A 17,319-nucleotide genomic window follows, 5' to 3' on the forward strand; every position below is an offset into this window, starting at 1 on the left:
TTTGAAGTTTATCTTTCTTTGGATGTGGTAAGGGGGTTAAAGAAACAATGGCGGATATAACAGTTATTATACCAGCCTATAATGCAAGTAACTTAATTATAGACACGTTAGATTCTGTGAAAAACCAAACGTTTAAAGGTAATATCGAGATTATTTGTATCGATGATGCATCGGATGATGACACCGTACAAACGATAAAAGAATATCAAAAACAAACAAAGTTAAATTTGCAAGTACTCCTTCAAGAGGAGAATCAACGGCAAGGTGCTGCAAGGAATCGCGGATTGAAAGAAGCAACAGGCAAATATATTTTCTTCTTAGACAGTGATGATTTTTTAGACGAAAACACTCTACAAGCACTGTATGATAAAGCCGAACAAAAAGGTGCGGACTTTGTTCTATGCGATTGGACATACTACTATACAGACAGGGGAGAGGTCTACGTTAATAACGATCTCTTCCTTTTTGATGAATGGTTAGAAGGGGAAGATTGCGAACGGCTTCTTCAAGCTGAATCATACTTTACCGTTAATAAACTGTATAACCGATCCTTTTTAATAGATAACAACATCAGCTATGGTGAAGGATATATTTATGAGGACCTCGAATTTTATGTAGCAGTGGCCCAACATGCAAACTTAATCGGTATTGTTAGTAATCCGTATTATAAAGTCCGTGTAAATCCGAACTCAACAACAAAAACGCAATTTACGACCACATTGCATATGGATGATTATTTACAAGCTTTGGAAGCAACGCTACGAACTTTTAAACCGAGACGTGAAGATTCGACATATATGTTGTACAAATACTTATTTTATCGTGCCTTACTTTACTCAGAGAAAAGAATCCCGCGTCCTTATCGGAAAGAAATGATTGCAAAGACCGTAAAATTATTAAACGAATACAATCAAAATTTTTATGTGCCGAAAAATATCGTGCTATTCAATAGATTGTATTTTAGAAAAGGATTAATTCGAGACAATAAAATCAATTTAATCATGTTCATTCGTTACTTACACAGAAAAGGGAAATTGAATCGTTATTTTAATTTGTATAGTAAAACTAAACGGTTATTATCGATTCGTTCATATATAGAAAAATTTAAAAAGAGTAAATGGAATCAAAAGCGGAGAAGACTGCAAATTAGAGCACTAAAACAAAAATACATGAAACAACCGGTACAGCATAATGCAATATTATTTTTAGGATTTGATTATCGTTACAGCGGCAACTCTAAATATTTATTTGATTATCTTATCAACAATCATCCATCCACCTTTCAAATTAAATTCGTTACAAATAACGAAGCTGTTCCGCAAGAGTACCGAGTCAAACCAAGAACGCAGGAATTTTGGAAAGCCTTAAATGATGCCAAATTTGTTATTACGGAAAGCTGGACACCGCTAGATTTCTTTAAGAAAGAGGATGCAATATGGATCCAGTTATGGCATGGAACTCCGTATAAACGACTCTTTTTTGACAGTCATGAAAAAATGATATCTCAATTTAATCGGAACCATAAACGAAATAAAAAGCGAGATATTTCCAGGTGGGACTATTTATTAGCCGATTCTAATGGTGGTAAAGAAAAACTAAAAAGTGCCTTTTCCTATCCAGCAGAGCAAATATTAGCTTACGGATACCCACGAGTTCAGTGGTTAAAAGATAATTTCAAAAACGAAGAACTAAAACAGACGTTTAAACGAAAACTAAATATAGACGAAAATAAAAAGATCGTATTTTACGCTCCAACTTGGCGTGATTACAACTATAAAACGAATCTTCCAGACCTCAGCTATTTAATTGATTTAAAAAAGTTAGTAGAAAAACTAGGTGACGATTACGTTGTTATTGCGAAAATGCATTCAATGGAAAGGGAAAAACTATCTTTAAATAAAGTGATCATTCCCCCAGATGAGATGGAAACACAGGAATTGTTATTAATAACAGATATTTTATTAAGTGACTATTCTTCTATCTTTTTTGATGTGTTACCGTTAAATATGGATTTTTATTTATATGTAAATGACAGAGATAGGTATGAAGAAGTTCGTGGAGTTTATCGAGATATGGAAAAATTACTGGAGCCTTTCACTTTTAACGATGAGGAAGAACTAATTAAACATATTAAAGAAGGGACTTCACTCGTTCACCATCCGAATTATGTAAAGCTAAATGAGGAATTTGGAAATAGCTATCATTGGAATAGCAATGAACAGTTAGTGAAACTTTTCGTAAACATTTCTCAATCTTAACCGATATAACAAGGTGAGGACAACTTTTTGTCTTCACCTTTATTTTTTTGCCATTACTACACTACAGTTTTCTCCAATCTATTATCCTATCTTATCCTCCTAACGGAAAAATCAATATATTAATCTATGATAAACTAAGATAGGAGGTAGTATTTTTTTGCATTTCATAAGAAAAGGAGTGATAAACAGATTGCCGAAATATGTAAAATTCATATGGGTGTTTGTGAGCATCTTGTTTGTAAGCCTTGCACTTACTAATCAAACGGAAGCTAGTTCTAGTAAATGGGAAGCAACATATTATCCGTCCGTTAATTTTACAGGAACCTCTGTGAAACAGACATATGATGATGTTAATTTCAAGTGGTATGATGGATCACCAGTACAAGGAATCCCGAATGATTACTTTTCAGCGATATTCAAACGAGAATTTTCTTTGGAAGAAGGGATTTATGATTTAAAAGTATGGGCTAACGACGGTGTCCAAGTATTTGTCGATGGCAACTTGGAAATTGATGGTTGGAATAATAAAAGCATCAACTATATGGAAAAACCTGTTTATGTGACTAGTGGCAAACATGAAATAATGATTAAGTATAAAGAAATAACGGGTTGGGCTGAGTTGCGCTTTCAAATGGAGGAACTAGTGAGTGATAGTCGCTGGTACGGAATGGCATTTTCCAAATCAAATTTCACAGGCAGCACTGCTCTATTAGGTGCGAAGAGTCCAGTGAATAATATTACCCATGATTGGGGTTGGGGTTCACCAGCAAAAAATATTCCAGGTGATCACTTTTCTGTATTTTATAAACGGAAGCTAAATGTTGCTGAGGATAGTCCCTACCAATTCCAAATTTGGGCTAATGATGGAGTGCAAGTGTATGTGGATGGCAAGCTCGAGATCGACGGCTGGAATAATAAGAGTTTAAATTACATGGAAAAACTTATCGATTTAACAGCTGGTAGCCATACGGTCATCGTAAAGTACAAAGAAATATCCGGTGTCAGCGAGTTACGCACAGAGATTGAAAAATACGAAGTCAATACGAAAAGATGGAAGGCGAGTTATTATCCGAATGTCCATTTAAAAGGTTCGCCTGTCGACAAAACGTATGACAATATCCATTTTGAATGGCAAGATAAAAGTCCTGCAAGTGGCGTCCCAAGAGACTATTTTTCGGCATTATACCGAAAGGACGTTACGGTTGAAGATGGTAACTACCTTTTACGTGTTTGGGCCAATGATGGGGTTCAAGTATTTGTCGATAACGAACTAGAGATTGATGGTTGGAATAATGCGAGCCTCAATTATATGGAAAAGCCAATCCATTTAACAGCTGGAACCCATCATATTGCCATCAAGTATAAAGAAATGACAGGCTGGGCAGAGTTGCAATTTGATCTAGAAAAGTCGCAAGTTACAACAAACAACTGGGAAGCAATCTATTATCCATCTATTCATTTTAAAGGTGATCCAGTTGCAAGAACGTACAACTCGATTGACTTTAATTGGTATGGTAACGCACCAACTGCTAGTATTCCGAGTGATTACTTTTCAGGAATTTTTAGAAAAGAAGTGGATGTAGAAGATGGACTATTTAATTTAAAAGTAAAAGCCAATGATGGAGTCCAGGTATATATTGATGGAAAACTTGAAATCGACGGTTGGAAAAATAAAAGTGTGAATTCTATGGAAAAGCCCGTCTATTTATCAAAGGGGAAACACCAGGTCACCATTTTCTATAAGGAAATAACCGGCTGGGCAGAATTAAGTTTTCAAATGGATCCACTCATTAGTGACAGTCGTTGGTACGGAATGGCCTTTGCTAACGATAATCTAACAGGGGAAACAGCCCGTCTTGGACTCGATAAACCAATAAAAGAGTTACATTTTGATTGGAGTTGGGGATCGCCAGCGAAAAATATTCCGACAGATTACTTCTCAACCTTTTTCCAACGAGAAGTAAAAGTATCAGAAGGAATCTATAAAGTAAAAGTAGCAGCGAATGATGGTGTTCAAGTATTTGTCGATGATAAGCTAGTAGTCGATAAATGGAACAATCAAGCACTAAAATCTTTTGAAGAAGCCATTTATTTAACAGAAGGAAAACATACGATTAAAGTAAAATATCGTGAATTAATTGGTGTTGCCGAGCTACGTTTGGAACTCGAAGATATAATGCAAAATGGTAGCTGGTACGGAATGGCCTTTTCTAATGCCAATTTAACAGGAGAAACAGCTTTCTTAGGGGAGTATAATCAAATTGATTTTAATTGGGGCTGGGGTTCACCAGCAAGTAATATTCCTGGAGACTACTTCTCCACCCTGTTTCAAGGAAAAGTAACAGTGAAGGAAGGGGTTTATAACCTCCAAGTCAACTCCAATGATGGCGCCCAAGTGTATGTTAATGGGAAGTTAGTACTAGATGAATGGGACAACGATCAAGGTCTAAAGTATTTTGAAAAACCAATTTACTTAACAGCTGGAACCCACACGATTATGGTTAAGCATAAAGAACTAGTCGGTGTATCTGAACTAAAATTTCAATTAAATGAACTAATGGCAGATGATCGCTGGTACGGATTAGCGTTTCCATCACGGAATTTAACTGGTGATCCAGTATTACTTGGTGTCGATGAGAAGATAGAACAATTAGCGATGGATTGGGGAGCGGGTTCACCTGCAACTGGAATACCTGTCGATAACTTCTCTACCATATTCCAAAAATATTATTATACTGGAAAAGGAGATTATCGTCTGCAAGTAGAGGCAAACGACGGTGTCCAAATCTATATTGATGATCAATTAGTATTAGATAAATGGAATAATAAAAGCCAAGGTAGCTGGGATCAATTAATCTCTTTTACTGAAGGAAAGCATCGTGTCGTTGTTAAAAACTATGAAGCGACAGGCATCGCTAACGTAAAAGTGACCCTACAGCCGAAAAAAGATATTCGGTACGTTTATTCGAAATACTCACTAACTTTGAATAAAATGACCGATATTCAAATGAAAGTGAACCCACAAACAGATAAACGATATAAATTGTGGATTCGAGAAGATGGTATCCAAGTAGACGAAAAAGATTCCAGTAAAGGGAAGATTGTTGGCGGAACGTGGAATTTACGTAGAGGCCCTGGAACAAATTATCTTGTTGGTGGTAAAGTAGCAGAAGGAAACACTGTAACCTTACATTCATCAATGAAAGGAACAGACGGCTATGTATGGTATCATATCCGTAATACAAGTGGTTGGGTAACGGCAGATTATGCGGATGTAAAATATTATATTAACCCGAACAACTTTAATCATTCATTTGAAAATCGTCTGCAGTTCCTAAAACTATCACAAACTTCGAATTTAAACCCCTATGAAGTGAATAATAAAATTCTTGTAAATAAAGGAATTTTAACAGGAATGGCAGAAACATTTATTAAAGCAGCAAAAAAATATGGAGTAAATGAAATTTATTTAATTTCACACGCATTGCTAGAAACTGGGAATGGTAATTCAGCTCTAGCGACAGGGATAGAAGTGGATGGTGTGAAAGGAAAGAAAGTAGTTTATAATATGTTTGGTATCGGGGCGAAAGATTCCTGTCCGAACACATGCGGAGCACAATATGCCTATGATGCAGGTTGGTTCACGCCAGAGGCAGCGATAGAAGGCGGTGCAGCCTTTATCGGAAAAGGCTATGTAGACAGAGGACAAGATACACTTTATAAAATGCGCTGGAATCCAGAATTTGCTGCGAAAAATAATTATGCAAGTCATCAATATGCATCCGACATTGGTTGGGCTTATAAGCAAACCTCAAAAATGAACGAGCTATTTAATCTATTAGATTTGTATTCTATTACATTTGATATACCAGTCTATAAATAAAATTGGGTAAAAATGCTGTTCCAAAGAGAAAACTTCCATTCTCTCGGAACAGCATTTTTCGTCTAATCGCGATATTTTTGGAAATGAATAAACGTAATTCTCAAAAGGTAAAACTAGTGTTATGAATATTTAGATTTCTCTACCTACACGAATTAAGCCCATACCCCTCTATTACTCCACTTGCGATATTAGTTAAATTCGCGGTTATTTTCATGAAATAACTTTGCGAGTCTTTCTATCGCTTGTCGTTTCCACAATTTACTTGTGGCATAGCTAATATTTAATAGTTTAGCAATTTCTTTGAGCGGTAGCCCTTCAAAGTAATATAAAATAATAATGTATTGGAATTTTTTTGGCAAGTAGCTGATAAGTTCTTCGATGTGGAGTAACTCAAAATGGTTTGTAGGATCTAAGATGTTTTCCAGTGGATTATTTTCTGAAAAGTATTCCACTCGTTCTTGTTGGGCGTTTTTGCGGAGCTCAACGAGGATGGAGCCTCGGATGTAGTGATACGCATATGTAGAGAATTTACCTTTCTCTTTTTTGAAACGTTTATACGCTTTCCAAAGTGCGATTAGACCGATTTGAAAGTAATCATCTTTGTTCTTGTAAATATTCAGCTTCTGGATGATTGAATGGATCATTGGCTCAAATGCATCCACCACCTCCCCAAAGCGCTCTTGACCAGTGAATTGGTCAATTTGTTTCATAATTACATACCCCCTAATAAAATTTTACTAGGTCATCAGACCCAAATCTATAATACTATATTAATAGAAAAAAGGCAATACCTTGAATATAAAAAAAATTACACTTATAACTTGCTTTTTTTCACCGATAAAAACCGTATAAACCGCGCCAATACTGGAAAATCTCGATGTTCACGAAAATAAAACGAATATTCATAAAATAAAAACTTTAAGAGATTCATAAAAAGATAGGCAAGTATAATCTTTCACATGCAAGCTAAGTGATAAGAAAATGAATCACAAAAAATTTCACTAAGTGACTGGCTACTGATAAAAAAAGAGGTATCGCGATTATTATCACGAACCTCCTTTAAATCATCATTTCCCCACAAAAAACTCGATAATGGCATCTGCCCAAAGTTGATGACCTTTTTTCGTCGGAAAACCGTCTTCCACATACTCAAGTAATTGATCATCTTTCGAATCTGGCCATTTATCCCAATGATCAAAGTAGTTGTAGCCTTGTTCTGCGGCAAACGCTTTTAACGCTGCCACTTGCCGCGGATAGTTCACCGCATTATACAGTGGCTGTGGCGGTTGAATGTACAAAATCGTACCGGCACTTTCTTTTGTGACACTCTCGATAAATGACGTTAAGTTATCATGCGATTGCTCCACAGGAATGATGGAAAGATTATCTTCCAATGTAAAGCCCTCTAGAAATAGTAGATCTGGCTTTCCTGTAATGACTTCTTTAGAGACCTCGCTATTCACTAAATCAGTAGAATTGCCATCAAATTCAACAGTAGACACAGCAACTAAATCTTCTCCATATGTATCGGTCAATTGTTTAGCAACTAATTTGCCCCAGCCATTGTCTGCACCGAGAGAAGTAGAACCGACGAACATTATTTTCACTTGCGTTTTGTCGTTGTAACTTTGGCGAAACAGATTGGCGACGTTCTCTGGTAAATGGCTAACGAGATCGCGTAACTCTTCCCATGTTAAAGTTGGCTCTATTACCGATTCCGTTTTATCCTCGTTGTCTGGTTTCTCCCCTTGCTCTTCCTCAGTTGCACTATCCGCATAAACAGATTCTCCTAACACTTTACTTCGTTTTGCATCCCAATAGTTGGAGCCGACAATAATTACAGCTATACATAGAATGACAGAAAGACTCGCTAAAATTCTTTGTATCATAAATAACCTCCTAAATACTATTTACCCAACATGTTTTATAGATAGTTGTAACATGTTGCTTATAATCAAAACATGAATTCATTATTATTGTAAACATTCAAACGAAAAATAGGAAGAGGCGTCAAACATAAAGTGAGGAAACCAATTCGGGAAAAAATTGTTGAAAAATATCAAAAAATATATATAATATCTTTTAGGGTGAAGAGCTAAATAGGAATTTAACCATATTTTGTCTGGCTGAAAAAATAGACTGATAATTTCCGTTTTACAAGAAAGATTGATAGTATAAATTACCAAGGTGCTGAAAAAGACGGCTTTCAGCAATTTTATGAATGGATTACCTCCTTAATGTAATTTTATAGCTGAAAAAACTGTCGAATAATGATATAATCTATCTCGTATGTAAAAGAAACGTAAAAATGATGGTATAAGAAACAGAACTGTTTTGGTAGAATTGAAGGAGGACTCCATGGAAGAAACGATAAGTTTAAAAGAAATATTTGCCATACTAAGAAAAAGATTGAGTTTAATAGTGATTATCGCATTTCTAACAACTACGATCGCAGCGGTTGTTAGTTATTTTGTGATTACACCAGTTTATCAAGTGTCAACACAAATACTTGTAAATAGATCACAAACAGATGAAGCAATCAATTATAGTGATGTACAAACAAACTTACAATTAATCAATACGTATAATGTTATTATTACTAGCCCGCGAATATTAGATATCGTTATTGATGACTTGAATTTAGATATGACGACTAGTCAATTGAAAAATAAGCTAACCGTTCAAAGTGAAAAAAATTCACAAGTCGTGAATATTTCTGTACAAGATCCAGAACCGCAAAAGGCGGTCCTCATCGCGAATAAAATTGCCGATGTGTTTCAAAGAGAAGTAGTCAGTCTAATGAAAGTAGACAACGTAAGCATTTTAGCGAAAGCTTCAGCAAGTGATAATATTTCTCCAGTAAAACCAAAGCCGACATTAAATATGGCAATTGCTTTAGTCGTTGGTTTAATGGTCGGTGTTGGATTAGCATTTTTACTAGAATACTTAGACAATACAATAAAGACGGAGCAAGATATTGAAAAAATATTGAATTTACCAGTGCTCGGGGTTATTAATCAGTTTGAGTTAGAAGGTCCGAATTTTTCTTCCAGCCGAGCTGCTAATCGAGGGGGGAGATAAACATGAAAAAAAGGAAAAAAACGACGAATAAAAATCGTGGCTTAATAACAATACTGAATCCAAAGTCCCCCATTTCCGAACAATACCGGACAGTAAGAACGAATATTCAATTTTCCGCCGTTGATGATAGTGTCCATACACTTATAGTCACATCAACAGGACCAGGAGAAGGGAAATCGACCACTGTAGCAAATTTAGCGGTTGTTATGGCACAACAAGGCAAGAAAGTGTTGTTAATTGACTCTGATATGAGGAAACCGACTGTTCACTACACATTCCAACTACCGAATACGATCGGTTTAACGAATGTGTTAACGAAACAAATTAGTTTCGTGGATGCGATTCGAGAAACGGAAATATTAGATTTATTTGTGTTAACGAGCGGACCAATCCCGCCAAATCCAGCAGAATTATTGGCATCCAAGTCAATGGCAGACTTAATTGAAATGGCGAAAGAGCAGTTTGATTTAATATTATTTGATGCCCCACCTATTCTAGCTGTTACCGATGCACAAATATTAGCAAACCTTTGTGATGCTTCATTATTTGTCCTATCAAGTGGAAAAACAGACCGGGAAGAGGCAATGAAAGCAGTAGAAATGTTGAAAGCCGCTAAAGGAAAACTTCTTGGTACCGTATTAAACGGACGGAAAGAAGTGAAATCGAGCTATTACTACTATTATGGTCATAATTAAATTTTCTAAAAAGCAGCCTTCTTAAGTATGAACGTGATTCCTACTTTGTAACGGAAAGGAGTCTGCTTTTTGATACGATAAATCAGGACTTTATGTCTAGAAAAAATTAACTAAATTTACCGCTAAGTAAAAAGATGAAAAATTATTCCTAGTTCCAAAGACCTATGGTACAATAGAAAAAGCGGGGTGAATTCCAATGATTGACATTCATTGTCATATATTACCTGGCATAGATGACGGTGCACAATCAGAGGCAGATAGTATTGCATTGGCAAAAGAAGCAGTGAAACAAGGAATTAAGAAAATTGTTGCTTCACCTCATCACCGTACGTCGAAGTATGATAACCCGAAGCATGAGATTAAAGACTTAGTTACATCAGTGAACGGTATCTTTCAACGAGAAGGTATTCCGCTAGAAGTGTTACTAGGCCAAGAAGTTCGGGTTTTCGGCGAATTAATTTCCGAATTTACCGACGACTATATTGCCACGATTAATGAAAAAAATTATTTATTAGTGGAATTTCCGTCCAATCATGTACCGAGCTACTCAGAACGATTATTTTACGATTTACAAATGCACGGAATAACGCCAGTCATCGTTCACCCAGAGCGGAATAGCCAAATCATAGAACAGCCAGATAAGCTGTATCAGTTAATTGAAAAAGGTGCAATCTCCCAAGTAACGGCTGCAAGTGTCGCAGGTGCCTTTGGGAAAAAAATCCAAAAGTTTTCGCTGCAATTAATCGAGGCGAACCTTTGTCACATCGTTGCAAGTGATGCACATAATGTGACGAACCGTTCTTTTAAAATGGATGAAGCATTTGAAAAAATAGAAAAAGAGTTCAGTATCGATCATAGCTACATGTATCGTGAAAATGCAGAATTAATTGTAGCAGGTAAAATGATATATAAAGAGAACCCAGAAAAGATAAAGAGAAAAAAACTACTGGGAATATTTTAGTAGATTTACAGAGGGTAAAATCGCAAGAACGAAACTAGAGAGAGAAGAGGAGAATTGTTCTGTTTGCAACTAAATACCGGTAATGTCTCCTCACCGGTATCAATGGAGGCACTCGACCATGCTGTGGGTGAAAGACCTTAGACGCTTGTTGTCAATGGTATGGTGTGAGGATGGGTTAGATGCCCAAATATAAATGCAATAGGGGAATAATTAATTCATAAATTAAATAATTCACATATATATGCAGAAATTGAATAAAAACGAAAATACCTAATGAAAAGACATTTGTTTGAAAAGTGTTTTGTCATTAGGTATTTTTATGAAAATGAATTGATAAGCTAAAAATAAATGACAGGAATTTAAGCTGAAAGGGGTAAAAAACCTTGAAAAAAGTGAGAAAAGCCATTATACCTGCTGCTGGGTTAGGGACGAGATTTTTGCCAGCTACAAAGGCGATGCCGAAAGAAATGCTGCCAATTGTTGACAAGCCGACGATTCAATATATTGTAGAAGAAGCGGTCGCATCTGGAATTGAAGATATTATTATCGTTACTGGAAAAACGAAACGGGCGATTGAAGATCATTTCGATAACATGCCTGAGCTAGAACAAAATTTAAAAGAAAAAGGGAAATTAGACTTACTAGAAAAAGTGCAATACTCCTCTAATTTAGCGAATATTCACTACATTCGTCAAAAAGAACCAAAAGGACTAGGACATGCCGTTTGGTGTGCACGCAACTTCATCGGTGATGAACCATTTGCTGTACTATTAGGTGATGATATCGTTCAAAGTGAAACACCTTGCCTAAAACAATTAATCGAGCAATATGAACAAACGTTTTCTTCCATTATTGGTGTTCAACATGTCCCAGAAGATGAAACCCATCGATATGGAATTGTCGATCCGCTCACACAAGAAGGTCGTCGTTATCAAGTGAATAATTTTGTCGAAAAACCAGCAAAAGGTACAGCCCCATCGAACTTAGCAATTATGGGTCGCTATATCTTAACACCAGAAATCTTCCACTTCCTAGACAAGCAAGAAGTTGGTGCTGGTGGCGAAATTCAATTAACCGATGCGATCCAGCAATTAAATCAAATTCAACGAGTGTTCGCTTATGACTTTGAAGGTCAGCGCTATGACGTCGGTGAAAAGATCGGTTTTGTCAAAACAACAGTTGAATTTGCTTTAAAGGATGAAGAATTAAAACAACAAGTGCTAGAGTTTCTGGAGGACTTATTGAAGTCAGAGCGACTTTAAAAACGACTTTGTTACTCTTCTGTGTTGATTCTTAAGTTCAATCAACACGAAAGGTTAGCACAGGTTAAAGATATTTTAATAAGGTATCTAACAGTTATTTACCCGCTTTTAGATACCTTAAACATGGAAAAAAGAGGAGTAGATTTACGTGACTTATCAAAGGAGATTATCGCTGTTAGTTGTCATCGACTCCATTATTGTAATGACAGCCATTTATGCAAGCTTATTTTTACTAAGTGTCAACCCGAGCGTATTTACATCAAAAACGGTCTTATTAACTTCTATTACTTTATTATTAAGTCATCATTTATTTGCTTTTATGTATCGTTTATATCATCGGGCATGGGAGTATGCTAGTATTGGTGAGCTAACAGCTATCGTTAAAGGAGTCACATTCTCTATATTGCTAACTGCCTTAGCACAAATTGTCCTGTTTCAAACGGTGTATCTCCGTGCATTAGGTATTACTTGGATGATTCATGTTATGCTAATCGGCGGCTCAAGATTTGCGTGGCGCATGCTTCGCGATACGTATATTAAACCAGAATTAAAGAAAAAGACAACATTAATAGTCGGCGCTGGTGCAGCTGGAACAATGGTTGCAAGACAGTTATTAAAAAATCATGATACCGACTTAAAACCAATTGGCTTTGTCGACGATGATCCACATAAACAAAGATTAGATTATTTCGGCATTCCCGTTTTAGGACTAGTAGATGATATTCAAACGGTGGTAGAAAAGTATGAAGTAGAACAAATACTGATTGCCATTCCTTCCCTTTGCCGCAAAGAATTGAATAAAATTGTCGAAGAATGTGCGAAGACAAAAATTAAACCACAAATTATGCCGAAAATTGAAGATGTCATTACTGGGAAAGTATCAGTTAATAGTTTCCGAGATGTCGAAGTAGAAGACTTACTTGGCCGCGACCCAGTGGAACTTGATATGAAAAGTATTTCTGACAACTTGCATGGAAAAACAATTCTTGTAACTGGTGCTGGTGGTTCAATCGGCTCCGAAATTTGTCGGCAAATCAGCAAGTTCAAACCGAAGAAAATTGTATTATTAGGGCATGGCGAAAACAGTATTTACCAAATTGATATGGAACTGCGGAGTAAGTATAAAAATCAGTTCGAGATTGTTCCAGTTATTGGTGATATTCAAGACCGGGAGCGAATGTTTGAAGTAATGGAAAGGCACCGCCCACATGTTATCTATCATGCAGCTGCCCATAAACATGTCCCGTTAATGGAATATAATCCGAAAGAGGCAGTGAAAAACAATATATTCGGTACGAAAAACGTTGCTGAGGCAGCTGGTACATTTGGTGTAAAAACATTCGTACTAATTTCATCAGATAAAGCAGTGAACCCGACGAATGTAATGGGGGCAACGAAACGCTGTGCCGAGTTAATCATTCAAGAAATGGACGAGAAATACGACACGAAATTTGTCGCCGTTCGTTTCGGTAACGTACTCGGTAGCCGTGGCAGTGTTATTCCATTATTTAAGAAACAAATTCAAGCAGGCGGACCAGTAACTGTTACCCATCCAGAGATGACACGCTACTTCATGACCATTCCAGAAGCATCACGACTCGTTATCCAAGCAGGCTCTCTTGCCCGCGGTGGTGAAATCTTTGTACTTGATATGGGTGAACCAGTAAAAATCAAAGACCTCGCCAAAAACTTAATACGACTTTCTGGCTTCACAGAAGACGAAATCGAAATTAAATATTCAGGCATCCGCCCCGGCGAGAAAATGTTTGAAGAGTTGTTGAATGAAAATGAAGTCCATCCAGAGCAAGTATTTCCGAAGATTCATATTGGCAAGGCGAAAAAGGTTGGGTTGGACCAGCTATATCTTCTTATGAACTCTTATGAAACAATGGATTTATTGGAGGTTCATGATCACCTCATTAACATTGCTAACCCGTATAGACAAAATGAACGGGCTAAAGAAGCTATAGTGAACTAAACAAAGGACTATTAAAATAAGCAAAAGTTGGAATTTATACAAATAAAACTTACTTGAAATAAAACACATACAATCATACAATAAGTTGGATTTTACTACAGGCTAGAACAGTTGAATCATCTACTATATGAATACACAGATGTGTTTCTCCAACTATTTCAAACCGTTGGAGTAAATCCAACTAAACCAAGCTAATTCCTAATCTCACATGGGGCAAATGCCTCATGTGCATCTATCACTACTAGAACAATACTATTGTGTGATTTTTCTTTTGGATTTTGTTACGGTTGCAAAATGAAAGAACGGCACACATGATACACGAATCAAAACATTTTTTTTCAGTGAGATATAGGTAAAGAAGTCGAGTAACCAGAACTATAACAGAAGGTTTGAAAATTGACTCTGCGGATTTGTGATTATAATGAGTGAAAAAGGATTTACATTGCTTGAATTGTTAGCTGTGATTACAATAGTGGGAACTATTATTGCAATAGCATTACCTATTTATTATCAATATATCGAACAGGCGGAAGCGGATGTGTGTAATCGAAACAAAGTTCAACTTGAAAGGGATTTTGGGGTGTATTTATTATTTGGGGATAGGAAAAAACTTGGTTTCGGATGATAAATACAAGAATATCTATTTCGTAATTGCTTGATAGATTGAATAGATGGTACGAAGTGAGTATCAGATATGGATTGATTTAGTGGTTTAGTAGTTGGTTGGAGGTAGATCTTCTAATTAAGTCCTAATTTACTAAAGTATTTACCTAACAATGGAAGGAAGTCTAGAAGATGGAGTCGACAAAAGTGAAAGAAAGAATATTACTCTCTTCACCACATATGAGTGATGAAGGTTATGAAATGCAATATATAAACGAAGCTTTTGATACAAACTGGATTGCACCCCTTGGTGAAAACGTTAATGAGTTTGAAAAAGAGATAGCTGCAAAAGTTGGATCTAAAGCTGCTGCGGCACTTTCTTCAGGGACTGCTGCAATTCATATGGCTCTTAAAGCTGCAGGGGTTGGAGAAGGGGATATTGTTTTCTGTCCGACACTTACTTTCTCTGCTACTGCAAATCCAATCATTTATCAGAATGCTATTCCTGTATTTATAGATAGTGATTACGAGACTTGGAATATGAGTCCGATAGCTTTGGAAGAAGCATTTGAGAAGTATCCAGAAGTAAAGGCAGTACTGGTCGTTCATCTATATGGTTTGTCAGCAGATATGGACAAAATTATGGAGATTTGCAAAAAACATAATGTAGCGGTTATAGAAGATGCTGCTGAGTCTTTAGGTACTTACTATAAAGGTAAGCATACTGGGACTTTTGGTGATTATGGCATCTTCTCTTTTAATGGAAATAAGATTATCACTACTTCTGGTGGTGGAATGCTAGTTTCAGATAATGAGGAGAGAATTGCAAAGGTTAGATTTTGGTCCACACAATCAAGGGATCAAGCAAGGCATTATCAACATAGTGAATTAGGTTTTAATTATCGGATGAGTAATGTTGTTGCTGGGATTGGTAGAGGGCAGCTTAAGGTTTTAGATCAGAGAGTTGCGAAGAAGAATTATATCTTTGAGTTTTATAAAAGAGAGCTTGGTCGACTTGAAGGTGTGGAGTTCATGCCTAGTAATGAATGGGATGAACCGAATTACTGGTTAAGCTCTATGGTTTTAACTGGAAAGGTTAGACCAATTGATGTTATGGAGGCTCTTGAAAAAGAAAATATAGAATCAAGACCTGTTTGGAAACCGATGCATATGCAGCCTTTCTTTGAAAAGTATGATTTTGTTGGAACAGATGTAGCAGAAAAGCTGTTTGAGAATGGTGTTTGTTTACCATCAGATACGAAGATGACGGATGGAGATTTAAAAAGGGTTGTAGAGATTATTAAGGGGTTGTGGTTAGAATAATGAAGAATTCCAAAGGTGGTATTTATAGAAGGTTTGTAAAAAGACCGATGGATTTTATTCTTTCTTTAATAGCTATTATTGTTCTTAGTCCGGTATTTTTAATAGTCGCTTTACTTGTGAGAACGAAGTTAGGTAGCCCTGTGCTATTTAAGCAAAAGAGACCCGGGCTTAATGAAGAGATCTTTCTGATGTATAAGTTTAGGACCATGACGGATGAAAGAGATGATAAAGGGGATTTACTACCTGACAGTGTTAGGTTGACGAAGTTTGGTAGGTTATTACGTTCTACATCTCTTGATGAACTACCGGAACTTTTTAATATTTTGAAGGGTGATATGTCCATTATCGGCCCTAGGCCACTATTGGTACAATATTTACCATTGTATAACAATCATCAAAAGCGACGTCATGAAGTAAGACCAGGGTTATCTGGTTTGGCGCAGGTTAGTGGTAGAAATACGATTAGTTGGGAAGATAAATTTAATCTCGATGTTGAGTATGTAGACAATGTAAGTTTGATTGAGGATTGGAAGATAATATTTTTGACTATAAAAAAGGTGTTCGTTAGAGAGGGTATTAATTCAGAAACAGCTGCAACAATTGAGCCCTTTAAGGGAACCAAGAAGGAAAGAATGGAAATATGAAAAACAAACTTTTAATAATTGGTGCTAGCGGCCACGGGAAAGTTGTTGCGGACATTGCAATAAAAATGAATAAATGGCAGAGTATTGCTTTTTTAGATGACGACAAAGGTATCAAATCATCAATGGGTTTAGAAGTTATTGGGACCTCAGATGATGTTTTTACACATATAGATGAGTATGAAATATTTGTTGGTATTGGTAATAATGCTACGAGGCAAAGGATTCATGAAATGCTTGAGACAGTTGGCGCAAGTATTCCGGTTTTAATTCATCCTAATGCAGTGATTGGAGAACAAGTAGAAATAGGATTTGGGACAGTGGTTATGGCAGGAGTGGTTATTAACTGTTGTACAAGCATTGGGAAAGGCTGCATTATTAATACTGGTTCTTCAGTAGACCATGATAATAAAATTGAAGATTTTGTTCATATATCGCCAGGTGCGCATTTAGCAGGAACAGTTAAAGTAGGAAAAGGTTCCTGGTTAGGTATTGGTAGTGTGGTAAGTAATAACGTAAACATTACCAGTGGATGCAAAGTGGGTGCTGGTTCTGTTGTGGTTAAGGATATATCTGAATCAGGAGTCTATTTAGGAATACCGGCAAAAAAAGAAAACAATTAATTATAAGTAGG

General features: G+C 36.4%; 13 protein-coding genes. 11 read left to right on the forward strand and 2 right to left on the reverse strand.

Features of this window, described 5'->3' with window-relative positions; genetic code table 11:
* The first annotated feature begins 47 nt into the window (after positions 1-47).
* Entirely contained in the window at positions 48-2,258 is a 2,211-nt protein-coding gene (locus tag BN1242_RS04155) for a bifunctional glycosyltransferase/CDP-glycerol:glycerophosphate glycerophosphotransferase (protein WP_062351680.1), read from the forward strand.
* 190 nt (positions 2,259-2,448) lie between these two features.
* Entirely contained in the window at positions 2,449-6,141 is a 3,693-nt protein-coding gene (locus BN1242_RS04160) for a PA14 domain-containing protein (protein ID WP_062351684.1), read from the forward strand.
* Between the two features lie 188 nt (positions 6,142-6,329).
* Here BN1242_RS04160 and BN1242_RS04165 read toward each other — a convergent pair whose 3' ends face one another.
* On the reverse strand, positions 6,330-6,851 hold the full coding sequence (locus BN1242_RS04165) for a sigma-70 family RNA polymerase sigma factor (RefSeq protein ID WP_062351687.1): 522 nt from the start codon (positions 6,849-6,851) through the stop codon (positions 6,330-6,332).
* Between the two features lie 357 nt (positions 6,852-7,208).
* A complete protein-coding gene (locus BN1242_RS04170; RefSeq protein WP_062351690.1) occupies positions 7,209-8,030 on the reverse strand; it encodes an SGNH/GDSL hydrolase family protein in 822 nt (273 codons plus the stop codon).
* 469 nt (positions 8,031-8,499) lie between these two features.
* On the opposite strand from BN1242_RS04170, the gene BN1242_RS04175 reads away from it, so the two are divergent.
* The 9 genes from BN1242_RS04175 to BN1242_RS04215 all read left to right on the forward strand — a co-directional run bounded on the left by BN1242_RS04175 (position 8,500) and on the right by BN1242_RS04215 (position 17,308).
* Positions 8,500-9,222: a YveK family protein gene (locus BN1242_RS04175; RefSeq protein WP_062351693.1), complete on the forward strand. Its 723-nt coding sequence runs from the start codon at positions 8,500-8,502 to the stop codon at positions 9,220-9,222.
* A gap of 2 nt (positions 9,223-9,224) precedes the next feature.
* Entirely contained in the window at positions 9,225-9,917 is a 693-nt protein-coding gene (locus tag BN1242_RS04180) for a CpsD/CapB family tyrosine-protein kinase (protein WP_062351696.1), read from the forward strand.
* Between the two features lie 196 nt (positions 9,918-10,113).
* Positions 10,114-10,878 (forward strand): tyrosine-protein phosphatase, encoded by a 765-nt coding sequence (locus tag BN1242_RS04185; RefSeq protein WP_062351699.1) that lies wholly within the window; start codon positions 10,114-10,116, stop codon positions 10,876-10,878.
* A 383-nt stretch (positions 10,879-11,261) separates the two neighbouring features.
* Positions 11,262-12,140, forward strand: coding sequence for a UTP--glucose-1-phosphate uridylyltransferase GalU (galU, locus tag BN1242_RS04190; protein ID WP_062351701.1), 879 nt, complete (start codon positions 11,262-11,264; stop codon positions 12,138-12,140).
* A 148-nt stretch (positions 12,141-12,288) separates the two neighbouring features.
* On the forward strand, positions 12,289-14,118 hold the full coding sequence (locus BN1242_RS04195; protein ID WP_062351704.1) for a polysaccharide biosynthesis protein: 1,830 nt from the start codon (positions 12,289-12,291) through the stop codon (positions 14,116-14,118).
* A 421-nt stretch (positions 14,119-14,539) separates the two neighbouring features.
* Positions 14,540-14,743 (forward strand): type II secretion system protein, encoded by a 204-nt coding sequence (locus tag BN1242_RS04200; protein ID WP_062351707.1) that lies wholly within the window; start codon positions 14,540-14,542, stop codon positions 14,741-14,743.
* A gap of 185 nt (positions 14,744-14,928) precedes the next feature.
* A complete protein-coding gene (locus tag BN1242_RS04205; protein WP_062351795.1) occupies positions 14,929-16,044 on the forward strand; it encodes a DegT/DnrJ/EryC1/StrS family aminotransferase in 1,116 nt (371 codons plus the stop codon).
* The gene (locus tag BN1242_RS04210) at positions 16,044-16,688 is read left to right on the forward strand and encodes a sugar transferase (protein WP_062351710.1); all 645 of its coding nucleotides are present in this window, start codon (positions 16,044-16,046) and stop codon (positions 16,686-16,688) included. Before BN1242_RS04205 ends, BN1242_RS04210 begins: the two co-directional genes overlap by 1 nt.
* Positions 16,685-17,308, forward strand: a complete 624-nt coding sequence (locus BN1242_RS04215) for an acetyltransferase (RefSeq protein WP_062351713.1) — start codon at positions 16,685-16,687, stop codon at positions 17,306-17,308. Before BN1242_RS04210 ends, BN1242_RS04215 begins: the two co-directional genes overlap by 4 nt.
* The last annotated feature ends 11 nt before the right edge of the window (positions 17,309-17,319 follow it).

This window comes from Bacillus kwashiorkori (assembly GCF_001375515.1).
Taxonomy (GTDB): Bacteria; Bacillota; Bacilli; order Bacillales; family Caldibacillaceae; genus Bacillus_BK; species Bacillus_BK kwashiorkori.